Raw genomic sequence first — 25,547 nt, forward strand, 5'->3', positions numbered from 1 at the left:
AAATGTTTTTACAAAAATAAACATGTTTATTAAATTAAAAAGCTAGGACTAGCTCAGTGATGTTTGAAGTAGCGGACATCTGAGATTTTGATATATTTCTTAATGACCGTTGGAGCTTACAAAATTTAACTTCAGTCTAAAATTTCGTGGAGAAACGACTTGGAGTGTGAACCGTTTTTGTTCGCTTCCCTATTTTTCAGATAGCATTCTGTTCGGTTTTATATTTTTACAGCAAGGAGGATTTTATGAAAAAAGAATTTGCTATGCAAAAAGAGTTTTTTGAGGCGATACACACCCGAGTGACTGAGAGAATGCTTGATGGGGAACAAGTCCTCCAAGTTGAAAAGATAGAGAAAATCTGGGACTTTGATGAAAACACCTATGCCAAGCTTAAGCATTTCACTTTTACAAATGGCACCATTGAAGTCAGTGTGCGCAGTCAGCTGTTACCCGATGCACCTGCTTTAGCACGAGGTTTTATCGGTTTGGCTTTTCGAATTGACGATAATGATAGTCGGTTTGAGTCTTTCTATATCCGTCCGACGAATGGCAATCACAGCGATCTTGTTCGTGCTAATCGTGCTAGCCAGTATTTTGCATATCCCGACTACAAGTTCGATTATTTCCGTGAACAAGGCATTACCGACTACGAAGCGCCAGCTGAAATTGCTCTAGATGAGTGGATTGTCCTCAAAGCAGAGATTTCAGGTCAGCAGGCCGTCTTTTACGTTAATGGCAAGAAAATCCTTGAAGTAGCAGATCTAAAGCTAGGAGCTGACCAGTCAGGAAATATCGGTCTTTTTGTCGATATTGGTACACGAGGCTTTTTCAAGGATCTCAAAGTAATCTCTATAGACTAGAAAGGGCAAGCGATGAAAGCTATTGTTGTTGAAGCGCCTGGAGATACCAGTGTTTTACAGGTCAAGGATGTGCCTAAACCTGAAGTCAAGTCAGGCTGGTCTCTGATTAAGGTCAAGGGGTTTGGCATTAATCGCTCGGAAATCTTTACCCGTCAGGGCCTATCACCAAGTGTGCGTTTTCCTCGTATCTTAGGCATTGAGTGTGTTGGAGTTATCGAAGAGACCACAGATGATAGTCGCTTGCCTTTAGGCCAGACAGTAGTTTCTATCATGGGCGAGATGGGGCGCGACTTTGATGGTTCTTACGCTGAGTATGTTCTCTTACCCAATAGCCAGATTTACCCCATCAAGACTCATTTGGCCTGGTCAACTTTGGCTACTATTCCTGAGACTTATTACACAGCCTATCTGGCGCTTTTGAGTTTACAGCTTAAGCCGACAGACCAGATTCTGGTTCGCGGTGCGACTAGTGGTGTCGGTGTGGCCTTTGCCCAGCTCCTCAAAGCCCAGTTTCCAGCGTCTCATTTGACAGGTTCAAGCCGTTCTTTAAAAAAGGCAGAGCAGTTAAGACTGGCTGGGTTTGATGAGGTGATTTTGGACTTGGAAGGTGTCTTGCAGACCGAGGATCATTTTGATAAGGTTTTGGAATTGATTGGTCCCAAGACAATCAAAAATAGCCTCAAGCACACCAGAGACTATGGGATTGTCTGCTCAACTGGCCAGCTAGGAGGTCAGTGGTATCTGGAAGACTTCGATCCTATTATGGAGTTGCAAGGCAATCGTTACCTGACCACAGCTTACTCAGGCCGAGTGTCTCAGGAAACCTTGCAGGAGCTATTTGACTATATTGAAAGCTACCAAGTGTCCGTTAAACCCGAAGCTATCTACCGTTTGGAAGAGATCGCTAAAGCGCATGCGCGCATGGAATCCAGTCATTCTTTTGGTAAAAATATTGTCTTATTGGAGGACGATGATGTTTAAAGCAAAACAATACGCTCGCTTGCGCGACCAACAATTTTCCCTCTATGAACAATACGCTAGACAGCACGGTATGAATTATAAAGGGCTGCTCATTCTTCTTTGGCTGTATAACAATCCAGCAGGCATTTCTCAAAAAACGCTCTGTGATAGGACTTATTCGACCAAGCAAGTGGTCTACGCCATCATTCAGAATTACATCCAAAAAGGCTATGCCAAGTTGAAAAATTCAGTGTCGGACAAGCGCAGGAAATTAGTGGTTTTGACAGAAGAGGGGCGAGCTTATGCGGCTGAGATTGTCGCGCCGCTAGACGCTATGGAAGAAAAGGCTATGGCCCAATTAACAAAAGAGCAAATAGAAGCACTCTTTGCGGCTACTGTTTGTTTTACCAAATATTTAGGAGAACTTATGGAGGAGCGAAAATGAAACTAACCATCACAGCAGCGACCGGACAACTAGGACGCTACATCACAACAGAAGCCATTCAGACTTTTGGGGCTGAGCAGGTTCGTTTAGCTGTTCGAACTCCTCAAAAGGCTGAAAACTATGCTGAGCAAGGAGCTCAAGTCGTCTATGCTAACTACGATGACTATGAGAGTTTGGTGACAGCCTTTGCGGATACTGATGTCTTGATTTACATTCCCAGTATCACCCATCCTAGCATTAAGCGGGTACCTGAGGTGGAGCGGGTTGTCCAAGCAGCAGAAAACGCTCATGTTAAGCACTTTATCTTTGCTTCTTTCTTTGCAGATCAGGAAAATTCTCCCTTTCACATGGCACCTTTTTTTGGCTATGCGACTAGACGTTTGGCCTGCAGCAAGCTGAGCTACACAGTGCTCAAAAACGCCATGTATGCTGACCCTCTGGTGCCTTACTTGCCAGAGTTGCAGGCCATGGGCAAGCTTATCTATCCTGCCCCTAATGGACGAATGTCCTTTATTTCGCGAGCGGATAGCGCCAAAGCCATTGTCAAAGTTGCTGCGACACCTGAGTTCTGGGGAAAATCCTATGTACTGACCCAAAGTCAGTCCTATTCGATGGTTGAAATAGCAGAGCTCCTCAGTCGAGTCGGAGGCAAGTCGATCGTTTTTGAACCTGTTACTGTGGAGGAGTTTGCTGCTAAATACGACCAGCCAACAGGCTTTGGCGTGGTTTTGGCTTCACTTTATCAGGCAGCAGAAGTCGGTTTGCTCAGTCAGGTTTCAGACGATTTTGAGTTTATTATGGGTTATCCTGCCGAAAATTTGGTATCCTATTTAGAAAGACAATGGCAAAGGTACTCAACTTTAGGAGGTGACTTGTATGCTTGAGAGCATTCGTGACTATTTTGCAACTCATGCTAGCACATATATAACCAAGGTCTGGGAGCATCTTAGTCTCAGCTTGATGGCTTTAGCTATTGTTTTGCTGATTGGCTTGCCGCTAGGGTATTTATCCTTTCGCTCTAAGCTCTTTGGTCAAATCAGTCAAGGAACGGTTCAAGCCTTACGAGTTATTCCAAGTCTCGGAGTTCTCTTTATTCTGATTCCTTTTCTTGGTGTGGGGAGAGTTCCTGCTTTAATGGCTCTGGTCATTCTTGGCCTGCCACCTGTATTGCTCAATACTCTGGTTGGTTTTCAGGAAGTACCAGCGATTTTGGTTGAGACAGGTCTTGGTCTTGGTATGACCAATCGGCAATTGCTGGCAAAAGTGCAGTTACCCCTAGCCTTGCCCTATATTCTCAATGGCATCAAGCTCGCCTTGGTTGAAATTATTGCCTCAGCTACGCTTGCAACTTATATCGGGGCTGGTGGCCTTGGTGAGATTATCTTTACAGGGCTCGGTCTCTACCGCATGGACCTCTTGGTGATTGGTGGCGGCACTGTTGCGCTTTTATCGTTTTTGAGCATGATCATTTTTGATCTTTCCATCAAAGGAGTAGCATCGTATGAAAAATAGAAAGATGGTTTTAGGCTTGCTTTTAGGCCTTATCATTCTCGCCGTTTCCAGTTTTATATTCTTAAATCAAAACACGAATCCAACCAATTCAACCGTGTCTAAAAATACAACTATTCGTGTCGGCTCTAAAGATTTCACAGAAAACTTGGTCGTTGCTGAGATTTATGCCCTCGCCTTGGAAGATAAGGGTTATAAAGTCGAGCGCGTGGCCAATATCTCTAGCTCTCTCATCCACAACTCCCTCATCAGTGACGAAATCGATCTCTACCCAGAGTACACAGGGACAGGTCTCCTCTCCATTCTCAAGGCGGATATGGAAACATCTCCTGACAAGGTTTACGAAACAGTGAAAGACCAGTACAAGGCTAAGTTTCAGGTGACTTGGTTGGATTACGCTTCAGCCAATGATGGCCAAGGCTTGGTGATTCGGACGCAGGTGGCAGAAAAGCTGGGCATCAAAACCATCTCAGATTTGCAAAAGCATGCCAGTGAGTTGCGTTTTGCTTCCCAAGGCGAATTTGACCAGCGTGAAGATGGTCTTCCAGGCTTAGAAAGAACCTACGGTACCTTTGCTTGGAAATCATCCAAAGTCTATGACAACAGCCTGAAGTATGCTGTCCTTGAAAATGACGAGGCTGATGTGACCCCATCCTATACGACTGAGGGTCAGCTGGTCAACACTGATAAGTTTACTCTTCTTGAAGATGACAAGCAATTCTGGCCACCTTATAACTTAGCCCCAGTTGTGCGTGACAATGTGCTTGCAGCCAATCCTGAGCTTGCGACCATTCTCAATAACATCTCAGCAACACTAGACACAGCAACTGTCACAAAGTTAAATGCCAAGGTTGATGTGGACGGTGAAGAATACACAGCTGTAGCCAAGACCTACTATGACAGTATTAAAAACAAGTAAGGAGTCTTATGAAAAGACCAATGATTGAACTCAAGAATATCAGCAAAAGTTATGGTGAAAAAACCGTTGTTGACCAGATCAACCTGACCATCAATAAAGGAGAATTCATTACTATTTTGGGAACATCAGGTTCTGGAAAGACGACGACTCTTAAGATGATCAACCGCTTGATTGAGCCTAGTCAGGGACAAATTTTCTTTGACGGGCAAGATATTTCCCAGATGGATCCAGTCCAGCTTCGTCGGCAAATCGGCTACGTTGTTCAGCAGATCGGCCTTTTTCCCCATCTGACTGTAGCTGATAACATCGCAACGGTTCCAAAGTTGCTCCATTGGGATAAGGATAGGACGGACCAGCGTGTCACAGAGCTCTTGGACTTGGTTCAATTGCCAGCAGCGGAATATGCAAATTCCTATCCAAAAGCCCTGTCAGGTGGCCAACAGCAACGAGTTGGCGTGGCCCGTGCCTTGGCTGCTGACCCTAATGTGATGCTCTTTGACGAGCCCTTTGGAGCCATTGATGCCATTACCCGTGGGGATTTGCAGGAGCAGTTGCGCCAGATTCACCAAACACTTAGTGATAAAACCTTTGTCTTTATCACCCATGACATTTATGAGGCTTTTAAGCTGGGCACCAAGGTCATCATTATGGATCAGGGCAAGGTCGTCCAGTATGACAGGCCTAAAACGATCATTCAAAATTCTAGCAGTGATTTTGTCAGGAAATTGATCGAAACGGCGCGTGGTCAGGAAAGTCTCTGGGAGACAGCCTATGATTGAATATTATCAAGAAGCCTCAGGCAAGTTGATTGCTGCCACCGTAGAGCACTTGCAATTGGCTGGTTTCAGCCTGCTTTTGGCTATAATAGCAGCTAGTTTGATTACCCTTCTTTTACACTTTGTGCCGAGGTTACAAGCCTTGTCAGTCTATGTGCTTAGTCTCTTGTATGCTGTACCCAGCTTTGCTTTTTTTGCCCTGCTCATTCCGCTGACAGGATTGGGGAGAACGACAGCAATCATTGTTCTTGTGGTCTACGCCCAGTACAGCTTGGTTCGAACTTTCTTAGCTGGCCTTAGCCAAGTAGATGCCAGTGTCAAGGAAGCAGCCGTAGGCATGGGTATGACGCCTTGGCAGGTTTTTTGGAAGATTGACTTGCCCCTAAGTTTGCCAGCCCTTTTTGCTGGGATTCGCTTAGCAGGAACGTCCATTATCGCTATCGCAACTATCGCAGTCACCATCAATGCAGGCGGTCTAGGAACCATTCTGTTTGACGGCCTTAGAACCATGAGCCTCCCAAAGCTCCTCTGGGGAATTTTGCTAACGGTAGGAATAAGCCTGCTGTTGCATCTCACTCTTTATCTGGTAGAGGAGTTGCTGAAGCCGAGTAATTGATAGTGAAAAAGTCTAAAAACAATAAAACTGCATAAAGTCCTCGTATATTTAACGAGGACTTTATGCAGTTTTTATCGTCAACTTGAAAAAGAGCAGAACGAAAAAGTTTTGCTCTATGAGCAACTCCCTGTGTTTGAATCAAGAACAGTACAACTGTGGTTCAGAAAAGCATGCTAGGTGATGTTCAGCTTTTGAGATAACTTTGTCCTAATAAGGAAGCCCCAAAACGCAAAAAAGCGATTGTTATGGGACACATGACTTGCGAATGGTGAAGTCTTGTGATGCCGTCTATGAGATGAAAGATGGGCACCTTTCCAAGAAATACTAGAAAATGTTTGCAAGCAGTTTCATAAACAGGTAACTTGTGATAAAATAGTCCTATGAAAGCGTTGTTATTTTAAGGAGGACTCTGTATGTCAGAACTAGCAAAATTGCAAAATGGATCAGATATCCGTGGCATTGCCATTGAAACCGATGATTGGTCAGTGACCTTGACCCAAGAAGCCGTTAAAAGCATTGCCTCAGGGCTCGTCAACTGGCTTCGACAAGAAAACGAGACCGCCTACCAGGCTGGGACTTTGCGGATTGGCGTAGGTCGTGATAGCCGTTTGAGTGGCCCTCAATTAGCTCAAACCTTGATGGATGAGTTGGTCAGCCAAGGCGTTCAGGTCTTGGACTTTGACCTTGCAACGACGCCAGCGATGTTCATGGCCACCCAGTATGAGGAATTTTCTTGTGATGCTGGTGTGATGATTACGGCTAGTCATCTGCCATACTACTTTAATGGGATTAAGATTTTTAGTGAAAAAGGCGGAGCAGAGCACGAAGATATCGATTTTATCCTAGAAAATATCGAACCAAGTCACCATGATACCGAAGGAACGATTGAAAAAGTGGACATTTTGACACCATATGCGGCTGATTTGGTAGAAAAAATCAAAAATGGTAGCGGTGTTGAAACAGACAAGCCTCTAGCTGATATGAAGATTATTGTTGATGCTGGAAACGGCGCCGGCGGCTTCTTTGCTGACCAAGTCTTGGCAGTCTTGGGTGCAGATACAGAAGGATCACAATTCCTAGATCCAGATGGCACTTTCCCGAATCATATTCCAAATCCTGATAATAAAGAAGCCATGGCTAGCATTAAGGCAGCTGTTTTGGAGCACAAGGCTGATTTGGGAATTATTTTTGACACAGATGTGGACCGAGCAGCGGTCGTGACCAAGCAGGGTGAAATCCTCAATCGCAACAATTTGATTGCTGTGCTGAGCCAAATCGCCTTGTCTGAACATCCAGGAACCAGTATTGTCACTAATTCACCGACTTCAGACCATTTGAAAAATTTCATTGAAGCATTAGGTGGCAAGCAGATTCGCTATATTTCAGGCTACCGCAATGTCATTAACCGTGCCATTGATGCCAATAAAGAAGGAGTGGATTGCCAACTGGCCATTGAAACCAGTGGACATGCGGCCTTTAAGGAAAATTATTTCCTTGATGATGGGACTTATGCAGCTGCAAAAATCCTCATGCTTTTGCCAAAATTGGCAGAAAAAGGTCAGACAGTTGATGACCTGATTGCTGATTTGAAACAGCCAGTAGAGACACAGGAAGTTCGTTTCAAGCTTGAAGCGGACGACTATAAGAAACTCGGTTTGAAAGTCATTGCTGATCTTGAACACCATCAGGTTCCAGGCTGGACAGTCAATCCTGAAAACGAAGAGGGGATTCGCTTTAGTCTTACGGAGCCATTTGGGCAAGGTTGGTTCTTATTGCGGATGAGTTTGCACGAGCCTCTTTTGGTGCTTCAGGTTGAAAATGACCAAGAAGGCTTTATGCCAGCCGTTCTTAAGGAATTAAATACATTCTTAAACAAGTATCCAAAAGTCAATCAAAGTAAATTACTAGAATTGATTTAATAAATTTCGAGATTGGGCAAAAAATCCAATCTCACCTTCGTTTAGTCAAAATGGCTATTTCCAATGGTTTGGAGACGTGAAGCTATTTCAGACTGAGCTTGAAAATGAAAAGGAGAAGGAATTCGTTCATCTTGGTTAGCGTTGCTCCACTCCCATCATTCGTCTTTTAATCACTGCCTTTGATTTCTTGTGACTTTTTTGGCAATGAAATCAGGTGTTTTAGGCAAGCTCTTGGATTTTTTGTTGAATGCGGTCAACTTCAGCACCAAATCGGAAGCCCCAATCATTCTTTAAAACCTGCAGCATATCCTTATAAGCCGCGATAGCATTTTCCTTATCGCCAAGTCTTAGGTAGCACTGGGCAATGGCATAGTGGTAATCCGTATAGCGTGGTTTTTCTTGGGCGTCAAAAGCTGCGCGCCAAATCGGAATAGCTTCTTGATAGCATTCGTGTTGGGATAAGGTATTAGCGACAGAAAAAAGTACGCGCCAATCCTTAAGGTGCTTTTCAGCCAGAGCGAGATAATCTGTCTTAACAGTTGCAAAACTGGTCGCTTTTTCACGAATCCACAGGGTATAGTAATCATTAAGCAGATCAGGGTTGTTACGGTATGACAACTCTAACCATTTTTTAGCCTCCTGAATGCGGCCATCGTCAATGAGATTATCCAGCAAGAAGAAGTAGACGCGCTTGTTTTCAGGAGCAATAGTCAGTAACTTTTGGTAATATTCAATTAACTCGTGGTGGTTTTTCGTATCCCAATCGTAAAGCGCGCCGCGGGAAGCGTTGTTGATGAGACTGATTTCATATTTGTTATTAGGGTTTAATTCTAAGGCTTTTTTGCCATAGATTACCGCTTTCTTGGCTAAATTCTCTGACTGGCTGAAATAAAGCCCGGCCAGAGTTGATGTTGCTTCATAATGACTGCAGTTGTCCCGAATTTCGCTCAGTAGAAATTGCTCAAATTCCGCAAATTCAGCTAGAGTCAAGAAATCACCGCTTTCTAGCCGACTGCTTATTCGAGTGTACATTTTTTCCTTTGTATAGCCAAAGAGACTGTCAATGCTGATACCAAAAATAGTTGCCAAATCAGGTAAGAGAGTAATATCTGGTTGGGAAAAATTTGTCTCCCATTTGGATACCGCCTGATTAGAGATACCCAAGCGTTCTGCTAGCTGTGTCTGACTCAGTCCAGCATCTAACCGTAAGTGTTTAATCTGTTCGCCGATGGTTTTTATAGACAAATCTCCAAAAATAAAATCAAGTGCACTTGTTACTCTCATTATACTTTTCATAAAATCAAACAACAAGAGAAAATAAGTTGGAAATTGTAGAAGATTAGTTGGAGTATATTTGCGGGAAATTTGGAGAGAATGAGGTTTGGCAAAAAATCTACCCTTACCTCTCATCGCTGTCCCGCTTCCTTTCTTGAATACTTGTGTGAAAAATAGTATGATAGAGTTATCTTGTAAAGGAGTGTGTTTCTATGGAAATTAGACTAGCTCATCCTAATGAAGTGGAGCGGATTGTAGCGATTTTAGACCAAGCCAAGGCTTTTCTAGCAGCCTCTGGCAGTGATCAGTGGCAGGGCGAGAATGGCTATCCCAATGCTGACGATGTGATTGAAGACATCTTGTCCGGTCAAGGTTATGTGGCTCTGCTTGAAGACCAAATTGTAGCTTATGCAGCTGTCATTGACAGTGGAGATCCAGCCTATGAGAAGATTTATGATGGCAAGTGGGCTCATAACAACCCACGCTATGTGGTTTTTCATCGGATTGCAGTGGCTTCTGATTTTTCAGGACAGCAAATCGCTCAGACTTTCTTGCAAGGCTTGATCGAAGGGCACAGTGGTCGTGATTTTCGTTGCGACACTCATGAGAAGAATACTATCATGCAGCATATTCTTGAAAAGCTAGGCTATGTTTACTGTGGTAAGGTGCCGATTGACGGTGAGCGTCTGGCTTATCAGAAAATCAAGTCCAAAAATGAGCGCGCTCTCTTCCAAAATATAGGCGACCATTATGAAACCGACTAAACTTTACAAGATAGATTACAACTCTCCGCTAGGCCTCATGCGCTTACTGGCAGATGACAATGCCTTGATTGGCAGCTATTTTAAAGGACAAGCTTATTTTGAGCACGGCTATGAGGAGCTTGAGTTTCGTCAGGAGATGAACGCTTCCTTAACGTTGGCAGTTGACTGGCTGGACGCTTATTTTGCAGGGGAAATGGCAGAGCAGCCACTCTTGGCGCCTAGAGGAACCCCGTTTCAGCTCAAAGTCTGGCAGGCTCTTCAGACAATTCCCACCGGTCAGACCGTGACCTACGGTCAACTGGCTCAGCAGCTCCAGTGTCGATCGGCTCGAGCTATTGGAGGGGCAGTTGGGAAAAATCCTCTCAGCTTGTTTATCCCTTGCCATCGTGTTGTTGGAAAAGGAGGCCTGCTAACAGGCTACGCTGGAGGTCTGGATAAGAAAATCTGGCTTCTCAACCATGAGGCTAATTTGACTTCTCATTGAAAGGATACGCATATGCTAACATTTTTTGAATACCCAACCTGCTCGACTTGCAAAAAAGCCAAGAAGGAATTAACTGGACTTGGTGTGGCGTTTGAAGCCATCAACATTAAGGAAACCCCACCCTCAGCAGGTCAACTTTTACGTTGGTTGGACCAAAATGACTGGCCACTTAAAGCTTACTTTAACACCAGTGGCAATTCTTACAAGGCCTTGGGACTCAAGGATAAATTGCCGACATTATCTACAGAAGAAGCAGTTGAACTTCTTGCTGCTGATGGCATGTTAATCAAGCGTCCCATTTTAGCAGATGGCAATAAAGTATACCAAATCGGCTATCGAACAGCCTATCAGGAATTAGGCTTATAGTTATTCTGTTTGGAAATGCTATGTGGTTAATCCTTAAAACTAGAAATAATCTACAAAAAACGAATGATAAGCAACCTTTTTGTCTCAGGTGATTGCTATCATTCGCTTTTTCTTTTGTCTGTGGTTTCCGAGGAACCTCTTTGTTGGCGGGCACGATTCCCTCTCTCATTTTACCGCATGGTCACAAATTCTTCGGAACCCGTTGGGTGGATAGCAACAGTGGCGTCAAAATCAGCTTTAGTCGCCCCCATCTTAATAGCAACAGCGAATCCTTGGATCATCTCATCTACCCCATAGCCAATACCGTGTAGACCAACGACTTTTTCATCGGACCCTGTCACGACCAACTTGAGTTTGGTCGGCTGGCGGTGCTGAGTAACTGCCGAATACATCGAAGCAAAGCTTGAAGTATAAACCTTAACCTGATCTTGTCCGTATTTTTCGATAGCTTCTGGCTCGGTCAGCCCAACTGTTCCGATAGCAGGATGGGAAAAGACCACCGTTGGGATATTGGTGTAGTCCATCTTAGCTTGTGTTTGTCCATTAAAGAGGCGTTCTGCTAGTGTTCGTCCAGCTTTAATGGCAACAGGTGTCAATTCTTTTTCGCCTGTCACATCACCGAGCGCATAAATACCTGAAACATCAGTGTTTTGGAACTCATCCACCTTGATATAGCCACGTTTGGTCAAGGTTACACCAGCGGCTTGCAAATTTAATTGGTCAACATTTGGTCTGCGGCCAATAGCCCAGATGACACGATCAGTCACATGCTGGCTGCCATCTTCGAAGGTCAACTGAAGTTTGTCATTCTCTATCTTTTCGAGCTTGGTTGGTACTTTGTGACTATGAAGCGTCAGGCCTGTCCGCTCCATCTCATCAACCAGAGCTTCGACAATATAAGGGTCGAAACGGCGCAAAGGGCTTTCTTTGCGGACAGAAAGGTCCGTTTTGACACCTAGACTATGAAGCACACCAGCTAATTCAACAGCGATATAACCTGCACCGATCACTGCAACCGACTCAGGTAAGCTTTCCCAGCCGAAGAAATCATCTGAAGTCTCACCCAATTCAGCACCCGGAATATCTGGAAGCGCCGGCTGAGCACCGGTTGCGATTAGGATATGTTTGGCGGTCAGTAGCTCGCCATTGACCTCAATGGTATTAGCATCGACAAATTTAGCAAAGCCTTCAATATGAGTTACGCCGTTACGATTCCAGTTGTTGGCATAACCATTACGCGAACGTTCCACATAGCCTTCACGATTTTCTCGCAGTTTGGCGAAATCAAAAGTCACCTTTTCAGGGTTAAAGCCATAGTCAGGCCCGTAGAGATGCATGGTTTCAGCGACTTGAGCACCGTACCACATAATTTTTTTGGGTACACAGCCCAAGTTAACACAGGTGCCGCCGACTTGAGCTCCTTCAATCACGGCGACTTGAGCTCCGTGCATGGCTGCGCGGTTAACAAAGCCAGATCCTCCAGATCCTCCTCCAATTGCGATAGCGTCAAATTCTTTGACCATATGAAACCTCCGAATGATTTTTCCTTAGTAAACTTTCTTTCATTGTAGCCTTTTTTTCGAGTCGGGTCAAAAATCTACTACGGTCATAAATTTCTTTTAAAAAGTTATAAAAAGTTATAAAATACTTGCAAAAGACATTTTAAAATTGTATGATATAAACGAGACAAAGGTACAGAAATTAGGGGCATCATTAAGATACCTAGTTTCTTCCTAAAATGAAAGGTCATTCAAAGACTAGAAAAGGAGAAGTAAACGATGTTTAAAGGGAAAAGCAAAGCATTTAAGGCAACAGTGATTGGACTTGTAGCTTTGGTAGTTGTTGCAATTGCAGGTATCTTGGGCTTGGGGCTCATGGGAGGCGGTACACGTCAGTCTGCTAAAGCAGAATCAACTTACACCACTGCCGAAGTTAAAGAAGGGAAGTTAACCTCAACGACACTTTTAACAGGAACAGTCAAAGCCAACGAAGAGCAGTATGTCTACTATGATAGCACTAAGGGAGAGCTTGCTTCTATCGCAGTCAATGTAGGTGATCAAGTGACCGCTGGTCAAGTTCTTTTGAGTTATGACAGTACAGAAGCGCAGCGGGCCTATGATGCTGCAGTAAGAGCTCTCAACAAGGTAGACCGTCAAATTTACGAGTTAAGTACCTACGGTGTGGTCGTCTCTGAAACAGGAGATGAACAAACAGATGGTGAAGCCACCGCTAATGCTCAGAGAACAGTTGATGGGCAAATGAGAGATTTGCAAGATGCACGTGCAGATGCGGCTGACGCTGTCAACAAAGCTCAGGAAGCCCTTAATGATACTAGCGTTAAGAGCACCGTTGCAGGGACTGTGGTTGAAGTCAATCGTGATGTGACTAAGAGTGCGACTAGCACTGCACAGACCGTTGTTCATATCGTTAACAGCGGTAGCTTAGTCGTTTCAGGAGAAATGTCTGAGTATAATCTCGCTAACATCAAAGTTGGTCAAGAGGTCAAGATGACCTCGAAGGTCTATCCCGATAAAACCTGGACTGGTAAAGTAACCTACATTTCAGACTACCCAGATAACGCCAACGGAGGAGGCACTAGCAATGCTAATGCAGGCTCAGGAAACACTTCTGGTGCCAAGTATCCTTTCAAAGTCACTTTGACCAGCGATATTGGTGACCTCAAGCAAGGTTTTACAGTCAACATTCAGGTCAGTGGCAATCAGTCAGGGCTTATGGTGCCGGTAGGAGCAGTCATGACAGAAGATAGCACCAATTACTTCGTTTACACTTATGACAAAGCTAGTAAGAAAATTAAGCGTGTTCCTGTTGAAGTCGGTGGTGCAGATGGTGCCAATCAGCAGATTACAAGCGGATTAAAAGCAGGAGATATTGTACTTGCTAATCCGACTTTGGATTTGAAAGACGGTCAGGAGGTGACAGTCGATGACAATGCCACTGATTGAGATATCACAGATCACTAAAAGCTATCAGAACGGGGATCAGGAGCTCCGTGTCCTCAAGGATATTGATTTGACCATCCAAGAAGGTGAATTTGTTGCGATTATGGGACCATCAGGGTCAGGAAAATCAACCTTGATGAACATTATCGGTCTTCTTGACAAGCCGACATCTGGCTCTTATGACTTAGAAGGCAAAGCGGTTGATAGTCTAGATGAAAAAGCCTTAGCCAAAGTGCGTAACCGTCAGATTGGCTTTGTTTTCCAGCAGTTTTTCCTCCTCTCTAAGCTCAATGCCCTACAAAATGTAGAATTGCCACTGATTTATGCTGGTGTTTCAGCAAATAAGCGCCGCAAGTCAGCGGAACAATTTTTGGAAAAGGTTGAGCTTGCCGAGCGTATGCACCATTTGCCATCAGAACTCTCAGGGGGTCAAAAGCAGCGTGTGGCCATCGCCCGTGCCTTAGTCAATAACCCTGCCATTATACTGGCCGATGAGCCAACAGGAGCCTTAGATACTAAAACGGGCGCCCAGATTATGGACTTGTTGACTGAATTGAATCAAGAGGGCAAGACCATTATTATGGTAACTCACGAGCCAGAGATTGCGGAATACGCCACTCGCCGTATCGTGTTGCGTGATGGCATTATCACAGAAGACATCACGAAAGGAGAGTAGATTCATGGAAAACTGGAAATTTGCCCTCTCTTCCATTTGGAGTCATAAGATGCGCTCCTTCTTGACCATGCTGGGGATTATCATCGGTGTGGCGGCTGTTGTTGTTATCATGGCGCTAGGACGCGGTATGACCGAACAAGTCATAAAGAGTTTCTCAGAAGATCAACAAGACCTGCAGCTCTACTATGAGGCGAAGTCGGAAGAAGAATCCGATGGCCACACAGGGGGGGCTTATAGTGAAGAGTCTCCGACTATCAAGGAGGAGTGGTTGAGTCCACTCCGAGAAATTGATGGCGTGGAAGATTACTACATTACGAACAGTACATCAAATACTGTCAGCTACGAAAACAAAACAGCAGAGTCAGTTTATTTGATTGGGGGAAATCAGACGTATTTTGAGGTCAAGAATTACACTGTTTTAGCTGGCCGCTCTTTTAGAGCTTCAGATTTTGCCACTTTTGCCAGCATTGTCATGGTTGACCGAACCTTAGCTGAAAAATTATTTGGTGATATACAATCCGCCATTAATAAAATTGTTACCGTTGGCAACAAAAGTCTCCTCATTATCGGAGTATTTGAAGATCCCAAGGCAGGTACAGCTATGTATGGAATGTCCTCGGGGGGAAGTGCTCTTATGACCAATGTTCAACTATCAGCAGAATTTGGTATTCCTGAGGTCGGAGCAGCCTACATCCACATTTCAGATCCTAAACGGGCTACCGAGATTGGGAAGGAAGCAGCCGCTAAAATGACAGAATTGTCAGGAGTAGCAGAAAAAGGTGGCAAGTTCACCACCTATGATATTAGTGGTCTTGTAAATGAAATCAATACTCAGTTTGGCGTGATGACCACGATTATTGGAGCTATTGCTGGGATTTCTCTTTTAGTGGGTGGTATCGGTGTCATGAACATCATGCTAGTTTCAGTCACTGAGCGGACTCGTGAGATTGGTCTTCGCAAGGCTTTAGGAGCGACGCGTTTTAAAATTCTGACCCAGTTCCTGATAGAAGCTATGGTTTTGACGATGATTGGTGGTGCGATTGGCCTTGGTTTTGCTTTTGTGATTACCAAAGTTATTGAGAGGCTTATGGCTAATAATCCTGAACTGGCCATTCCACTCAGTGTATCGCTGGATGTCGCCCTTGGAGCAATTGCTTTTTCGGCCTTGATCGGTATCATTTTTGGTATGTTGCCTGCCAACAAAGCCAGCAAACTCAACCCTATTGAAGCGCTTCGCTACGAATAAGCACTATTCTAAACGGCATTTCTCAGAAAAGAAGTGCCGTTTTTCAGTTTTTAAAGTAACTATTTATTTACAAAAAGATTACAATAATGTTACAGACATTCTTGCTTAAATCAAAATCATCTGGTATAATAGCATTAGAAAAATCTGAGGAGGTTTCGTCATGAAACACAAGACAGTTTTAAAATCACTCGCTCTATTGAGCACATTATTCATCATAACAGCCTGTAGTAACGGAAAACAAAACACGGAGAGTTCGTCTACAAGCGTCAGCAAATCTAGCCAAACCACAACTACTAAATCAACTAGCACAAAAAATACTTCTTCATCTCAAAAGAAATCAGAGGTAGCGTCTAGTTCTGCTAAATCAGCTTCGGGTTCTTCCTCATCTTCCAAAGCTTCGAGCTCATCTTCGTCAGCCAATACGCCATCCTCTAGTGAAACTAAACCAGCTGCCTCAACAACAGCCTTTGACCTTAAAGCTATTGAAGCAGGTGATTTTTCAAGTGTTGCTGGTACTTGGAAGAATGATGATGGCATGACATTTGTCCTTAATAAAAGTGGTCTTGTTTCAAAGACTTCTTCTTTAACATTTCTTTCAAACCAAAATGGAGTTCTTCATTTTAATATGGCAAGTTCTTATGGTGGAGGGGCAGCCTTTATGATTGTTCCCAAAGGAGCTAGTGCACCAGGTGGCACAACCTATTTGGAAGATGCTCTTGTAGCAGGACAGTCAGCGACAGATGAAGACCATCCTTTTTATAAAGTCTCTTCATCCACAACGCTTGTTGAAGAACCTGCTAGTCCAAGTTCCGTTTATTTAGCAGTTGATACCAATGTTTATGTCCAACCAGACAGATCAGCAGAGGTGGCCTTTACCTATCCTGCTGGAAATACTGTCAATTGGGATCGTTTCTTCGAATCAAATGGTGAAAACTGGTATAGCTATGTCTCACATGAGGGAATTCGCTATTATATCCCTCACTCAGACACTTATCAATAAAACCAAATGACTCAACCGAATGCTCAAACAGGATTGGGAAAAAGGTTTGTTGCTAGTCAACATCAAGGAATCAGTAATATCACAAAAGGCCTGCAATCAAGTTTCTATGAGCCTGATTTCAGGCTTTTTCTAATTGTACGAGTTTTGGGTTTTCTTTGAGTATCAAGAGCATATGAAAAGCTGACCATATCAGGAAATTGTAGATAGAACCGGTGTTTTCTTATGGTGAAATGATAGTATCAAGTTTTGACCTGGACAGGTTGTTGATAAGCATTTTGGTTGTAATTATCAATACATAGTGATAATATAGAGCTAAGAAGAGGAAGGAGACCAAAAATGATCGAATTAGGCATTTCAACATTTGGAGAAACAACACCACTTGAGGGCACTGGAGAGACCTTTTCCCACGGTGAGCGCATCCGCCAGCTAGTGACAGAGATTGAGCTAGCGGATCAGGTTGGTCTAGATGTTTACGGAATTGGCGAGCATCACCGAGAGGATTTTGCGGTATCAGCACCAGAGATTGTCTTAGCGGCTGGCGCGGTCAATACTAAGCATATTCGCCTAACTTCAGCAGTTACCGTTCTCTCTAGTGCAGACCCCGTTCGGGTTTACCAACAGTATGCGACTATTGATGCCTTGTCAAATGGCCGAGCAGAAATCATGGCTGGTCGCGGTTCATTTATCGAGTCCTTTCCCCTATTTGGCTATGACCTCAATGACTACGAGCAACTGTTTGACGAAAAATTGGCTATGTTACTGGAAACCAGCAAAGCGACTAACCTTGATTGGCAAGGGCAACTGACTCAGACAGTTTATAAAAAGGATGTCTATCCAAGAGCTGTTCAGGATCAACTCCCTATCTGGGTAGCGACAGGTGGTAATGTCGAATCGACCATCAAGATTGCTCAAAAAGGCTTACCTATTGTTTACGCCATTATTGGTGGCAATCCCCTGTATTTCAAACGGTTGATTGATGCTTATCATCAAGTGGCTGAGAATGAAGGTCATGATCAAAAGAAAATGAAGGTTGGTGCGCATTCCTGGGGTTTCATTGCCAAAAATCAAGCTGACGCGGTTGCCAAATATTTCTATCCGACCAAGAAGACTGTTGATAATATCGCTAAAGGTCGCCCTCACTGGCAGGAAATGACTTATGAACAGTACGAACAGTCTATCGGTCCAGATGGTGCTATGATTGTCGGTGATCCAAACCATGTGGCTAGAAAAATCATTGCTCTCATCGAAAACTTGGGACTAGATCGCTTCATGCTTCATCTGCCACTTGGCTCTATGCCGCATGAAGAGGTGCTGGAGGCTATCCGTCTTTATGGAGAAGAAGTAGCACCTAGGGTTCGCGCCTATTTTGCTGAGAAAGGATAAAAACAGATGGGATTATTAGTTAAAGGAGTCTGGCAGGACAAATGGTATGACACTAAATCAACCGGTGGAAAATTTGTCCGCACTACAACCCAATTTCGCAATTGGATTACACCAGATGGTTCTGCGGGTCCGACGGGAAAAGCTGGCTTTAAGGCCGAATCTGGTCGTTATCACCTCTACGTCTCACTGGCTTGTCCTTGGGCTAGTCGGACTCTCATGATGCGTAAGCTCAAAAGTTTAGAAGATTACATCAGTCTCTCAGTTGTTCACCCTCTCATGTTGGAAAACGGCTGGACCTTTGAGACAGGTGAAGGAGTCATTGCAGATGATGTCAACCAAAGTGATTATCTGTATCAGGTCTACACTGCAGCTCAGCCTGACTATTCAGGACGAGTGACTGTTCCTGTTCTATGGGATAAGAAGACTAAAACGATTGTTAACAATGAGTCGGCTGAAATCATGCGAATCTTCAACACGGCTTTTAATGAACTGACAGGTAATACAGCAGATTATTATCCAAAAAAATTCCAATCCGAAATCGATGAGATGAACGACTTCGTCTATGATACTATCAATAATGGTGTTTATAAGGCAGGCTTTGCGACCAAACAGTCAGTCTATGAAACAGAAGTCAGAATCCTTTTTGAAGCCTTGGATCAGCTGGAAAAGCGACTAGAAAATCAACATTATCTAGTCGGTAATCAATTGACTGAAGCAGACATCCGTCTCTTTACCACTCTGGTACGCTTTGATGCGGTCTACTATGGCCATTTCAAATGTAATCTCAAACGCTTAGTGGACTATCCAAATCTCTGGGATTATACCAAACGTATTTACAATTTGCCAGGCATTTCTGAGACAGTCAACTTTGATCATATCAAGCGCCATTATTACGGCAGCCACAAAACGATTAACCCAACAGGCATTGTCCCAACAGGACCGATTCTGTATTGGAAAGTATAAGAAAAACTCCAGCTGTATTGTTGGAGTTTTTGTCTGGTGAGTTGTTGTGACAATTATTTCATCGTCGGGAAAAGCAACACGTCCCTGATGGTAGTGGTGTCTGTCAGGAGCATGACTAGACGATCGATACCAATACCGAGGCCGCCTGTTGGTGGCATACCGTATTCAAGGGCTTCAATGAAATCGTAGTCAATATTAGTCGCTTCATCGTCACCGAGTTCTTTGGCTTTAGCTTGAGCCTCAAAGCGCTCCAATTGGTCGATTGGGTCGTTCAATTCGGTGAAGGCGTTGGCGTATTCCTTAGTCATGATGAAGAGTTCAAAGCGATCGGTGAAGCGTGGATCGTCACTGTTTTTCTTAGCAAGCGGTGAGACTTCTACAGGATGACCGTAGACGAAAGTTGGCTGGATTAAGGTGTTTTCTACATGCTCTTCAAAGAAGGCATTGAGAATGTGACCGACAGATGTGAAGTGCTGCTCAAGTGGCACGTTGTGCTCTTTAGCAAGGGCAACGGCCTCGTCAAGAGATAGCTCTTGCCAGAAGTCAACACCAGTTTGCTCTTTAACCAAATCAGCCATGTGTGCACGCTTGAATGGCTGATTGATCAAGATTTCAGTATCCTGATAGATAACAGGTTTGTCCCCCTTAACCGCCTTAGTCGCGTGTTGGATGATGCCTTCTGTTAGATCCATGATGTCTTCATAGTCAGCGTAGGCTTGATAGGCTTCGATAGTCGTAAATTCTGGATTGTGGGTTGCGTCCATCCCTTCGTTACGAAAGATACGACCAATTTCGTAAACGCGTTCCATACCGCCAACGATGAGACGTTTCAAATGCAATTCTGTTGCGATACGAAGAACCATGTCCATGTTTTGGGCGTTATGATGGGTAAAAAATGGACGAGCAGCAGCACCACCAGCTTCGTTGTGAAGGATAGGGGTTTCCACTTCCAAGAAGCCAAGACCGTCCATATAGCGACGGATTTCAGAGATGATCTTAGAGCGAGTCAAGAAACGATCAAAGCTGTCGCGGTTAGAAATCAAGTCTAAATGACGCTTGCGATAGATGGTTTCCACATCGGTTAAGCCATGGTATTTCTCAGGCAGCGGACGAAGAGCCTTAGAGAGGTGGGTCAACTTGTGAGCATGAATGGAGAGTTCCCCCATGTTAGTCCGCATGATGTCTCCTTGAACACCGAGAAAGTCACCGAGGTCAGCTTTTTTGAAGATTTCATACGCTTCTTCACCGACATCATCTTTACGCACATAAATTTGAATCTGGCCTTCTCGGTCTTGGATATGGGCAAAACCAGCTTTACCTTTACCGCGCTTGGTCATGAGACGGCCAGCGATGGTTGCTGTTTCAGCAAGTTCTTCTAGTTTTTCCTTGTCTGCATCACGGTATTTTTCATTTAATTCAGCAGAGTTAGCAGTGCGTTCAAAGCGTTTGCCAAAAGGGTCAATCCCTTGCTCACGCAAAGCAGCCATCTTTTCACGGCGGACCAACTGCTGGTCATTTAATTCAGTAGTGTGTTCAGTCGACATGCGTCTTATTCTCCTTTACAAAAACAAAGACCTTATAGTTGATCTTTGTTTTATTCATTTTACATCGTTTTATTTTACCATAAAATAGCTGAAAAAACAGCCCTTTTAGTGAGAAGATTTGTAGGAAGAACTCGAAATGATGGAATCCTGATTTGATGGCAAGAAACTGGTATCATTCCAAAGCAAGAGCTTGAAGTTCTCAAAATCTTCTGTTTCTAAAATAGTGACACTAGAATTACTCAAGCCACCAGCTTTACGAAGCTCAGCGGTATTATAGCCCAGAAGACTGCGAATAGAAGCTGTTGAGATGGCTCCGTGGCTGACAAAGAGTAAATGATTAGCGTTTAATTCTTTTTGAGCTTTGATAAAATCGCCCATCCGTTGGGTTGCCATAAAAACGCTCTCTGCTTCAAATAAGCGTGGATTAAATTTTGCTAAATTATGGCGAAAGGCATGGTGTTGCTTAGGATAAAGACTTTGCATCAGAGAGACCTTAGTGCCTTCCAGTTTTCCAAGTTGCCATTCCCGCAATTCTGGCGTCAGAGTCAATTCTGTAGACTGAGCTTGCTTTTCTAAAATCGCTTCAGCTGTTTTAGCCGCCCGAGGCAAGTCACTAGAGAAGATGTGATCAAAGGGAACAGATGATAAATGCTCGCTTAGGTTTTGCAGGTCTTCTAAGGTTGAGGGGAGAAGCGGCGAGTCTGCTTGACTGCCTTGAAAACGCCCTTCAAGGTTCCATTCAGTTCTACCGTGGCGTACGAAATAGAGTAAAGTCATAATACCTCCTGAAATATTTCTATATAGGAATTTAAAATTTATCTGAAAGAATATCGGCAAATTCTGCCTGAACGAAGTTGGCTAAATCTCTTGGGCTGATTGCAATACTGCGTCCCAGTTCTCCAGCTGAGACAATCATTTGCTCAAGCTCAAGAGATGATTGGTCAATAATGATAGGAAAGCGGTGTTTTTGACGAATACCAACGGGGTTATTAGCACCATGAACATAACCTGTCGTCTTTTGCAGATCCTTCTGAGGAATCATATGAACCTTTTTGTTGCCAGAAACATGGGCTAATTTTTTCTCGGATAAGTGACCTGTCAAGGGAACAATGCCGATGATAGGGCCTGTTTTATCACCGATGAGGGCTAAGGTTTTAAAGATGTGAGCCTGTGGTATTTCCAACCTTGCCTTCTCATCCATCATGTTAAAGAGGACAGGCTCATGGACGATTCCAGCCTTATCTAAAATTTGCTCAACTAGTGTTTTTTTGAGTTTTGCTTTTTTTGCCATATTACTTGTACTTATCTTCTAATTGGCTCATCCAAAGGCCTAGCCAAGTCCCAAGTGCAAAGAAGATTGCCGCAAGAAGATAGGTGATAAGACTAGCACCCGCGTAGGAAATGCTCTCAGCGCTAGAAGGATTTGGGATGAGGATGAGGAGTGTTGAGGACATGACAATCCCAATGATAAAATGATAGACACGGGAATGATGGTTTTTCAGAGCATTTTCCATCGCTTTTGAAAAGAGGAGCATAGCCAGCAAACCACCAATACCAATCGGTAAAAAAGTGCCGAAGAGGTCAAATTTTTTAAAGCCTGTCAACATCGGTGAGTAAAGACCAAGGATGAGGAGCAGATTTGAAGGGGAAAGGCCAGGCACTAGAACGCCAAGAGCAATGAGAGCACCTGCTAAGATGAAGGTCACAAAGTTAGCAGGAATAGTCCCAATGAGGTTGTTGAGGTTATAAAGGAGAAAGCCTGAAACGATGAAAGTTCCGACTAACCAAGCCCAATCTGTCGTGTCACGAGGACTTTTTTCTGTAGATGTCTTGATAAGGCTAGGAATAGTTCCCACAATAGCACCAGCAAAGGCCCAAAGTGTTACAACTTGATGGTGCTCTAAGAGCCATTCAACCGGTGCAGAGAGAAGAGCGATGCCTGCAACAGCACCAATTCCCACAGGGGTGAAATAGAGCAGATTTTCTTTAAAGTCCTTGCGAATGTTGGCGATAAAGGAAATCAAACGCTCATAAATTCCTAAAATAGCTGCCAAAACACCGCCTGACACCCCCGGTAAAATAAATCCCAGAGCAATGACGGCTCCTTTAAAAACTCTTGCAAACCACGATAACATTAAAAATTCTCCTAGAATAAAAAAAGATGATATAGGTCATTATACCATCTTTAAGAGTAAAAATAAAATAGCGTCCATTACTTGCAGGACAAACGCATGAAAAAATGTCTATAATCTACAATCGTTCTTTGGTTTTATGATACAATAGGGTTAGGAATCACTTTTTGCGAGGAGGCTGTTATGGAAATGCTTCAATTAGGTCAGTCTGAGCTTCAGGTATCTCGTTTGTCGCTTGGCTGTATGCGTTTGGCTGGTCAAGATTTGCCATCTGCTAAAGATATTATCCAAACAAGCTTGGATTTAGGGATCAATTTTTTTGATCATGCGGATATTTACGGTGGTGGCCAGTCAGAAATTCTTTTTGGGCAAGCTATTAAAGAACTGGGTGTTAAGCGCGAGGATATTATCATTCAATCTAAGTGCGGGATTCGTCGTGGCTTTTTTGATTTTTCAAAGGCTTATATCTTGTCAGCAGTTGATGGTATTTTAGAGCGTTTGCAGACGGATTATTTAGATATTTTGGTGCTTCATCGCCCAGATGCTCTTATGGAACCTGAAGAAGTAGCAGAAGCCTTTACAATACTGAAAGCTTCTGGTAAGGTTCGCCATTTCGGGTTGAGCAATGTTAATGCTTATCAGATTGAGCTGTTGCAAGCACACCTAGACGAGCCGCTTTTGGTTAATCAACTTCAGTTGAGCATTGCTCACACACCGATGATTGATGCAGGTTTTCAGGTTAATATGCTGACAGATGGTAGCATCAATCGTGATGGTAGTGTGCTGGATTATTGCCGTCTCAAGAAAATAACGATTCAGACATGGTCGCCATTCCTCATTGCTCTTGATAAGGGAACTTTCTTTGACCATCCAGACTATGTTGAGTTAAATGAAACGTTAAAGGCTCTGGCGAGAGAAAAGGGTGTTGCACCAGAAGCGATTGCCATCGCTTGGATTTTACGTCACCCAGCTAAGATGCAAGTTATTGTTGGATCAATGAATCCGGAACGCTTGAAAAAGATTGCCAAGGCTTGTGAGATTGCATTAACACGCGAGGAATGGTACCGACTCTATCTCTCAGCAGGCAATTTTTTGCCTTAGAGCAGGGTGATGTCTCCATGGAATTTTCTATCAAAGACCTCCAACCGAGCCAATTTTACCTGTCTAGGGAGAAAATTGAAGCCATCCAAAGTTGGTTTAAGTCGCAGGATTTATCGCGTTTTGAGCCGATTTCGGTCAAAGAGCTGGATGGTCAGTGGATCATTGTTGATGGGCATTCGAGGCTTTTTGTGGCTTATCAAGCTGGTCTCAAGACGATTCCAGTTGCTCTAGAAAAGGAAGATTGGAACTGGGATTTTTACCGTTACTGCATTGCGGAGACAAAGAAAAGAGGAATTGAGCAGATTTCGGATTTAGCAGCCTTTCAGCTCTCTTCATCAGATTACAAGACTCTTTGGCTGGATTGGTGCCAAAGGATTTATCAAACTTTTTTTCAAAAGGATACAGATACATGAATACGATTGATTACATTACAAAATTGACAACAACCCCATCGCCAACAGGCTTTACTAAAGAGATCATGAGCTATGTCATGGCTGAAACCCAACGTTTTGGCTATGAACCAGTTCAGACCCCTAAGGGTGGTGTTTTGGTGACAGTGATCGGGAAAAATGATCAGGAACATCGCTTCATCACAGCTCATTTGGATACGCTGGGTGCTATGGTACGTGCGATTAAGCCAGATGGCCGTCTCAAGATGGATTTGGTTGGAGGTTTTGTCTACAATGCCATCGAGGGTGAAAACTGTACGGTTCATATCAGCAAGACAGGAAAAACGGTATCTGGAACGATACTCATGCACCAGACCAGTGTCCATGTTTATCGGGACGCTGGTACTGCTGAACGCAACCAAGCCAACATGGAAGTGCGGCTTGATGAGAAGGTGACTTCGGCTGAGGAAACGCGTGCCTTGGGAATTGAAGTCGGCGATTTCATTACCTTTGATCCAAGAACCATTGTGACTGAGACCGGCTTTATCAAGAGCCGTCACTTGGATGACAAGGTCAGTGCAGCTATCATGCTCAATCTGCTGAAACTCTACAAAGAAGAAGGTATCGAGCTGCCTTACACGACGCATTTTTATTTTTCCAATAATGAAGAGATTGGTTATGGTGGCAATTCTAATATCAACCCTCAAGTTGTTGAATATTTGGCCGTTGATATGGGAGCTATGGGTGATGACCAGCAGACTGATGAGTATACCGTTTCTATTTGTGTGAAAGATGGCTCTGGCCCCTATCATTTTGAATTGCGTCAGCATTTGGTGCGTCTTTGCGAGGAGCACAGTATTCCGTATAAGCTAGATATTTATCCCTATTATAGCAGTGATGCGTCTGCAGCTATGCGCGCAGGAGCCGATGTCCGTCATGCTCTCTTAGGAGCTGGCATTGAGTCTAGCCATTCTTATGAGCGCACGCATGTAGATTCTGTCAAGGCGACCGAAGCTTTGGTTGATGCTTATCTCAGAAGTGAGATGGCGTAGCAGTTGAATCAATCGTTTCAGTTTTTAGAACCTGTCTTCACAGCTTAGCATCTTCAGTCAAAGTTCGTTTTTTCGTTAGTCATCGTTAATGCTTTGAAAAATACGGTCGCTATTCTTTTAAAAAAGATCTTGACAATCGAAAAACGGTCGCCTGATACCAACTCTTTTGATGCTCTTAATTGTTCATTTCTGAGCATAAACGTTGTAA

The 25,547-nt window shown here is 43.8% G+C and carries 27 protein-coding genes; 21 read left to right on the forward strand and 6 right to left on the reverse strand.

The window, feature by feature from the left end; translation table 11 throughout:
• Positions 1–245: 245 nt before the first annotated feature.
• The 9 genes from A3I5_RS0104890 (at position 246) to A3I5_RS0104930 (ending at position 8,004) form a co-directional block, all read left to right on the forward strand.
• On the forward strand, positions 246–860 hold the full coding sequence (locus A3I5_RS0104890; RefSeq protein ID WP_018373507.1) for a hypothetical protein: 615 nt from the start codon (positions 246–248) through the stop codon (positions 858–860).
• A gap of 12 nt (positions 861–872) precedes the next feature.
• Complete coding sequence (locus A3I5_RS0104895) at positions 873–1,841, forward strand: zinc-binding alcohol dehydrogenase family protein (RefSeq protein ID WP_018373508.1); 969 nt, start codon at positions 873–875, stop codon at positions 1,839–1,841.
• Entirely contained in the window at positions 1,831–2,265 is a 435-nt protein-coding gene (locus tag A3I5_RS0104900) for a MarR family winged helix-turn-helix transcriptional regulator (RefSeq protein WP_040834597.1), read from the forward strand. The genes A3I5_RS0104895 and A3I5_RS0104900 overlap by 11 nt, the downstream gene beginning before the upstream one ends.
• Positions 2,262–3,149 carry an SDR family oxidoreductase gene (locus tag A3I5_RS11645; protein ID WP_018373510.1) on the forward strand — a complete coding sequence of 296 codons (888 nt, stop codon included), beginning with the start codon at positions 2,262–2,264 and terminating at the stop codon, positions 3,147–3,149. The genes A3I5_RS0104900 and A3I5_RS11645 overlap by 4 nt, the downstream gene beginning before the upstream one ends.
• Positions 3,142–3,777, forward strand: a complete 636-nt coding sequence (locus A3I5_RS0104910; protein ID WP_018373511.1) for an ABC transporter permease — start codon at positions 3,142–3,144, stop codon at positions 3,775–3,777. Before A3I5_RS11645 ends, A3I5_RS0104910 begins: the two co-directional genes overlap by 8 nt.
• Positions 3,767–4,693 (forward strand): glycine betaine ABC transporter substrate-binding protein, encoded by a 927-nt coding sequence (locus A3I5_RS0104915; RefSeq protein WP_018373512.1) that lies wholly within the window; start codon positions 3,767–3,769, stop codon positions 4,691–4,693. Before A3I5_RS0104910 ends, A3I5_RS0104915 begins: the two co-directional genes overlap by 11 nt.
• 20 nt (positions 4,694–4,713) lie before the next feature.
• Entirely contained in the window at positions 4,714–5,472 is a 759-nt protein-coding gene (locus tag A3I5_RS0104920) for an ABC transporter ATP-binding protein (RefSeq protein ID WP_026216931.1), read from the forward strand.
• The gene (locus A3I5_RS0104925) at positions 5,465–6,085 is read left to right on the forward strand and encodes an ABC transporter permease (RefSeq protein WP_018373514.1); all 621 of its coding nucleotides are present in this window, start codon (positions 5,465–5,467) and stop codon (positions 6,083–6,085) included. The genes A3I5_RS0104920 and A3I5_RS0104925 overlap by 8 nt, the downstream gene beginning before the upstream one ends.
• A 413-nt stretch (positions 6,086–6,498) precedes the next feature.
• A complete protein-coding gene (locus A3I5_RS0104930) occupies positions 6,499–8,004 on the forward strand; it encodes a phosphohexomutase domain-containing protein (protein ID WP_018373515.1) in 1,506 nt (501 codons plus the stop codon).
• Positions 8,005–8,223: 219 nt separating this feature from the next.
• Here A3I5_RS0104930 and A3I5_RS0104935 read toward each other — a convergent pair whose 3' ends face one another.
• Positions 8,224–9,288, reverse strand: coding sequence for a helix-turn-helix domain-containing protein (locus A3I5_RS0104935; RefSeq protein ID WP_231869673.1), 1,065 nt, complete (start codon positions 9,286–9,288; stop codon positions 8,224–8,226).
• 203 nt (positions 9,289–9,491) lie between these two features.
• On the opposite strand from A3I5_RS0104935, the gene A3I5_RS0104940 reads away from it, so the two are divergent.
• Genes A3I5_RS0104940 through A3I5_RS0104950 form a run of 3 tightly spaced genes read left to right on the forward strand, consistent with a single transcriptional unit; the run spans position 9,492 to position 10,893 of the window.
• Positions 9,492–10,043 (forward strand): GNAT family N-acetyltransferase, encoded by a 552-nt coding sequence (locus A3I5_RS0104940; protein WP_018373517.1) that lies wholly within the window; start codon positions 9,492–9,494, stop codon positions 10,041–10,043.
• A complete protein-coding gene (locus A3I5_RS0104945; RefSeq protein ID WP_018373518.1) occupies positions 10,030–10,527 on the forward strand; it encodes a methylated-DNA--[protein]-cysteine S-methyltransferase in 498 nt (165 codons plus the stop codon). Before A3I5_RS0104940 ends, A3I5_RS0104945 begins: the two co-directional genes overlap by 14 nt.
• A 12-nt stretch (positions 10,528–10,539) precedes the next feature.
• Positions 10,540–10,893 (forward strand): arsenate reductase family protein, encoded by a 354-nt coding sequence (locus A3I5_RS0104950; RefSeq protein ID WP_018373519.1) that lies wholly within the window; start codon positions 10,540–10,542, stop codon positions 10,891–10,893.
• Between the two features lie 170 nt (positions 10,894–11,063).
• Here A3I5_RS0104950 and gorA read toward each other — a convergent pair whose 3' ends face one another.
• On the reverse strand, positions 11,064–12,416 hold the full coding sequence (gene gorA / locus A3I5_RS0104955; RefSeq protein WP_018373520.1) for a glutathione-disulfide reductase: 1,353 nt from the start codon (positions 12,414–12,416) through the stop codon (positions 11,064–11,066).
• 255 nt (positions 12,417–12,671) lie between these two features.
• Between gorA and A3I5_RS0104960 the strand changes: the two genes are divergently transcribed.
• The 6 genes from A3I5_RS0104960 to A3I5_RS0104995 all read left to right on the forward strand — a co-directional run bounded on the left by A3I5_RS0104960 (position 12,672) and on the right by A3I5_RS0104995 (position 19,121).
• Positions 12,672–13,856: an efflux RND transporter periplasmic adaptor subunit gene (locus A3I5_RS0104960; RefSeq protein ID WP_018373521.1), complete on the forward strand. Its 1,185-nt coding sequence runs from the start codon at positions 12,672–12,674 to the stop codon at positions 13,854–13,856.
• Positions 13,837–14,529 (forward strand): ABC transporter ATP-binding protein, encoded by a 693-nt coding sequence (locus tag A3I5_RS0104965; RefSeq protein WP_018373522.1) that lies wholly within the window; start codon positions 13,837–13,839, stop codon positions 14,527–14,529. The genes A3I5_RS0104960 and A3I5_RS0104965 overlap by 20 nt, the downstream gene beginning before the upstream one ends.
• 4 nt (positions 14,530–14,533) lie before the next feature.
• Positions 14,534–15,775, forward strand: a complete 1,242-nt coding sequence (locus A3I5_RS0104970; RefSeq protein WP_018373523.1) for an ABC transporter permease — start codon at positions 14,534–14,536, stop codon at positions 15,773–15,775.
• Positions 15,776–15,935: 160 nt separating this feature from the next.
• The gene (locus A3I5_RS12895) at positions 15,936–16,775 is read left to right on the forward strand and encodes a DUF6287 domain-containing protein (RefSeq protein WP_083903302.1); all 840 of its coding nucleotides are present in this window, start codon (positions 15,936–15,938) and stop codon (positions 16,773–16,775) included.
• Between the two features lie 336 nt (positions 16,776–17,111).
• Entirely contained in the window at positions 17,112–18,158 is a 1,047-nt protein-coding gene (locus A3I5_RS0104990) for an LLM class flavin-dependent oxidoreductase (protein WP_018373527.1), read from the forward strand.
• Between the two features lie 6 nt (positions 18,159–18,164).
• A complete protein-coding gene (locus A3I5_RS0104995; RefSeq protein ID WP_018373528.1) occupies positions 18,165–19,121 on the forward strand; it encodes a glutathione S-transferase family protein in 957 nt (318 codons plus the stop codon).
• A 53-nt stretch (positions 19,122–19,174) separates the two neighbouring features.
• Here A3I5_RS0104995 and lysS read toward each other — a convergent pair whose 3' ends face one another.
• The 4 genes from lysS to A3I5_RS0105015 all read right to left on the reverse strand — a co-directional run bounded on the left by lysS (position 19,175) and on the right by A3I5_RS0105015 (position 22,800).
• Complete coding sequence (lysS, locus tag A3I5_RS0105000; protein WP_018373529.1) at positions 19,175–20,665, reverse strand: lysine--tRNA ligase; 1,491 nt, start codon at positions 20,663–20,665, stop codon at positions 19,175–19,177.
• Between the two features lie 105 nt (positions 20,666–20,770).
• Positions 20,771–21,442: a histidine phosphatase family protein gene (locus tag A3I5_RS0105005; RefSeq protein WP_018373530.1), complete on the reverse strand. Its 672-nt coding sequence runs from the start codon at positions 21,440–21,442 to the stop codon at positions 20,771–20,773.
• 31 nt (positions 21,443–21,473) lie between these two features.
• Positions 21,474–21,956: an aminoacyl-tRNA deacylase gene (locus A3I5_RS0105010; RefSeq protein ID WP_018373531.1), complete on the reverse strand. Its 483-nt coding sequence runs from the start codon at positions 21,954–21,956 to the stop codon at positions 21,474–21,476.
• 1 nt (position 21,957) lies between these two features.
• Positions 21,958–22,800 (reverse strand): DUF368 domain-containing protein, encoded by an 843-nt coding sequence (locus A3I5_RS0105015; protein ID WP_018373532.1) that lies wholly within the window; start codon positions 22,798–22,800, stop codon positions 21,958–21,960.
• A gap of 186 nt (positions 22,801–22,986) precedes the next feature.
• Here A3I5_RS0105015 and A3I5_RS0105020 point away from each other — a divergent pair, with 186 nt between their 5' ends.
• Genes A3I5_RS0105020 through A3I5_RS0105030 form a run of 3 tightly spaced genes read left to right on the forward strand, consistent with a single transcriptional unit; the run spans position 22,987 to position 25,339 of the window.
• A complete protein-coding gene (locus A3I5_RS0105020; protein WP_026216935.1) occupies positions 22,987–23,898 on the forward strand; it encodes an aldo/keto reductase in 912 nt (303 codons plus the stop codon).
• Between the two features lie 17 nt (positions 23,899–23,915).
• A complete protein-coding gene (locus A3I5_RS0105025; RefSeq protein WP_018373534.1) occupies positions 23,916–24,311 on the forward strand; it encodes a ParB/RepB/Spo0J family partition protein in 396 nt (131 codons plus the stop codon).
• Positions 24,308–25,339, forward strand: coding sequence for a M42 family metallopeptidase (locus A3I5_RS0105030; RefSeq protein WP_018373535.1), 1,032 nt, complete (start codon positions 24,308–24,310; stop codon positions 25,337–25,339). The genes A3I5_RS0105025 and A3I5_RS0105030 overlap by 4 nt, the downstream gene beginning before the upstream one ends.
• The last annotated feature ends 208 nt before the right edge of the window (positions 25,340–25,547 follow it).

This window comes from Streptococcus merionis DSM 19192, from assembly GCF_000380085.1.
Classification (GTDB): domain Bacteria; phylum Bacillota; class Bacilli; order Lactobacillales; family Streptococcaceae; genus Streptococcus; species Streptococcus merionis.

Excerpts from the sequence above, each read along its gene's own strand:
- A3I5_RS0104890 (WP_018373507.1), top strand. The coding sequence starts at position 246 with ATGAAAAAAGAATTTGCTATGCAAAAAGAGTTTTTTGAGGCGATACAC.
- A3I5_RS0104895 (WP_018373508.1), top strand. The coding sequence starts at position 873 with ATGAAAGCTATTGTTGTTGAAGCGCCTGGAGATACCAGTGTTTTACAG.
- A3I5_RS0104900 (WP_040834597.1), top strand. The coding sequence starts at position 1,831 with ATGATGTTTAAAGCAAAACAATACGCTCGCTTGCGCGACCAACAATTT.
- A3I5_RS11645 (WP_018373510.1), top strand. The coding sequence starts at position 2,262 with ATGAAACTAACCATCACAGCAGCGACCGGACAACTAGGACGCTACATC.
- A3I5_RS0104910 (WP_018373511.1), top strand. The coding sequence starts at position 3,142 with ATGCTTGAGAGCATTCGTGACTATTTTGCAACTCATGCTAGCACATAT.
- A3I5_RS0104915 (WP_018373512.1), top strand. The coding sequence starts at position 3,767 with ATGAAAAATAGAAAGATGGTTTTAGGCTTGCTTTTAGGCCTTATCATT.
- A3I5_RS0104920 (WP_026216931.1), top strand. The coding sequence starts at position 4,714 with ATGATTGAACTCAAGAATATCAGCAAAAGTTATGGTGAAAAAACCGTT.
- A3I5_RS0104925 (WP_018373514.1), top strand. The coding sequence starts at position 5,465 with ATGATTGAATATTATCAAGAAGCCTCAGGCAAGTTGATTGCTGCCACC.
- A3I5_RS0104930 (WP_018373515.1), top strand. The coding sequence starts at position 6,499 with ATGTCAGAACTAGCAAAATTGCAAAATGGATCAGATATCCGTGGCATT.
- A3I5_RS0104935 (WP_231869673.1), bottom strand. The coding sequence starts at position 9,288 with ATGAGAGTAACAAGTGCACTTGATTTTATTTTTGGAGATTTGTCTATA.
- A3I5_RS0104940 (WP_018373517.1), top strand. The coding sequence starts at position 9,492 with ATGGAAATTAGACTAGCTCATCCTAATGAAGTGGAGCGGATTGTAGCG.
- A3I5_RS0104945 (WP_018373518.1), top strand. The coding sequence starts at position 10,030 with ATGAAACCGACTAAACTTTACAAGATAGATTACAACTCTCCGCTAGGC.
- A3I5_RS0104950 (WP_018373519.1), top strand. The coding sequence starts at position 10,540 with ATGCTAACATTTTTTGAATACCCAACCTGCTCGACTTGCAAAAAAGCC.
- gorA (WP_018373520.1), bottom strand. The coding sequence starts at position 12,416 with ATGGTCAAAGAATTTGACGCTATCGCAATTGGAGGAGGATCTGGAGGA.
- A3I5_RS0104960 (WP_018373521.1), top strand. The coding sequence starts at position 12,672 with ATGTTTAAAGGGAAAAGCAAAGCATTTAAGGCAACAGTGATTGGACTT.
- A3I5_RS0104965 (WP_018373522.1), top strand. The coding sequence starts at position 13,837 with ATGACAATGCCACTGATTGAGATATCACAGATCACTAAAAGCTATCAG.
- A3I5_RS0104970 (WP_018373523.1), top strand. The coding sequence starts at position 14,534 with ATGGAAAACTGGAAATTTGCCCTCTCTTCCATTTGGAGTCATAAGATG.
- A3I5_RS12895 (WP_083903302.1), top strand. The coding sequence starts at position 15,936 with ATGAAACACAAGACAGTTTTAAAATCACTCGCTCTATTGAGCACATTA.
- A3I5_RS0104990 (WP_018373527.1), top strand. The coding sequence starts at position 17,112 with ATGATCGAATTAGGCATTTCAACATTTGGAGAAACAACACCACTTGAG.
- A3I5_RS0104995 (WP_018373528.1), top strand. The coding sequence starts at position 18,165 with ATGGGATTATTAGTTAAAGGAGTCTGGCAGGACAAATGGTATGACACT.
- lysS (WP_018373529.1), bottom strand. The coding sequence starts at position 20,665 with ATGTCGACTGAACACACTACTGAATTAAATGACCAGCAGTTGGTCCGC.
- A3I5_RS0105005 (WP_018373530.1), bottom strand. The coding sequence starts at position 21,442 with ATGACTTTACTCTATTTCGTACGCCACGGTAGAACTGAATGGAACCTT.
- A3I5_RS0105010 (WP_018373531.1), bottom strand. The coding sequence starts at position 21,956 with ATGGCAAAAAAAGCAAAACTCAAAAAAACACTAGTTGAGCAAATTTTA.
- A3I5_RS0105015 (WP_018373532.1), bottom strand. The coding sequence starts at position 22,800 with ATGTTATCGTGGTTTGCAAGAGTTTTTAAAGGAGCCGTCATTGCTCTG.
- A3I5_RS0105020 (WP_026216935.1), top strand. The coding sequence starts at position 22,987 with ATGCTTCAATTAGGTCAGTCTGAGCTTCAGGTATCTCGTTTGTCGCTT.
- A3I5_RS0105025 (WP_018373534.1), top strand. The coding sequence starts at position 23,916 with ATGGAATTTTCTATCAAAGACCTCCAACCGAGCCAATTTTACCTGTCT.
- A3I5_RS0105030 (WP_018373535.1), top strand. The coding sequence starts at position 24,308 with ATGAATACGATTGATTACATTACAAAATTGACAACAACCCCATCGCCA.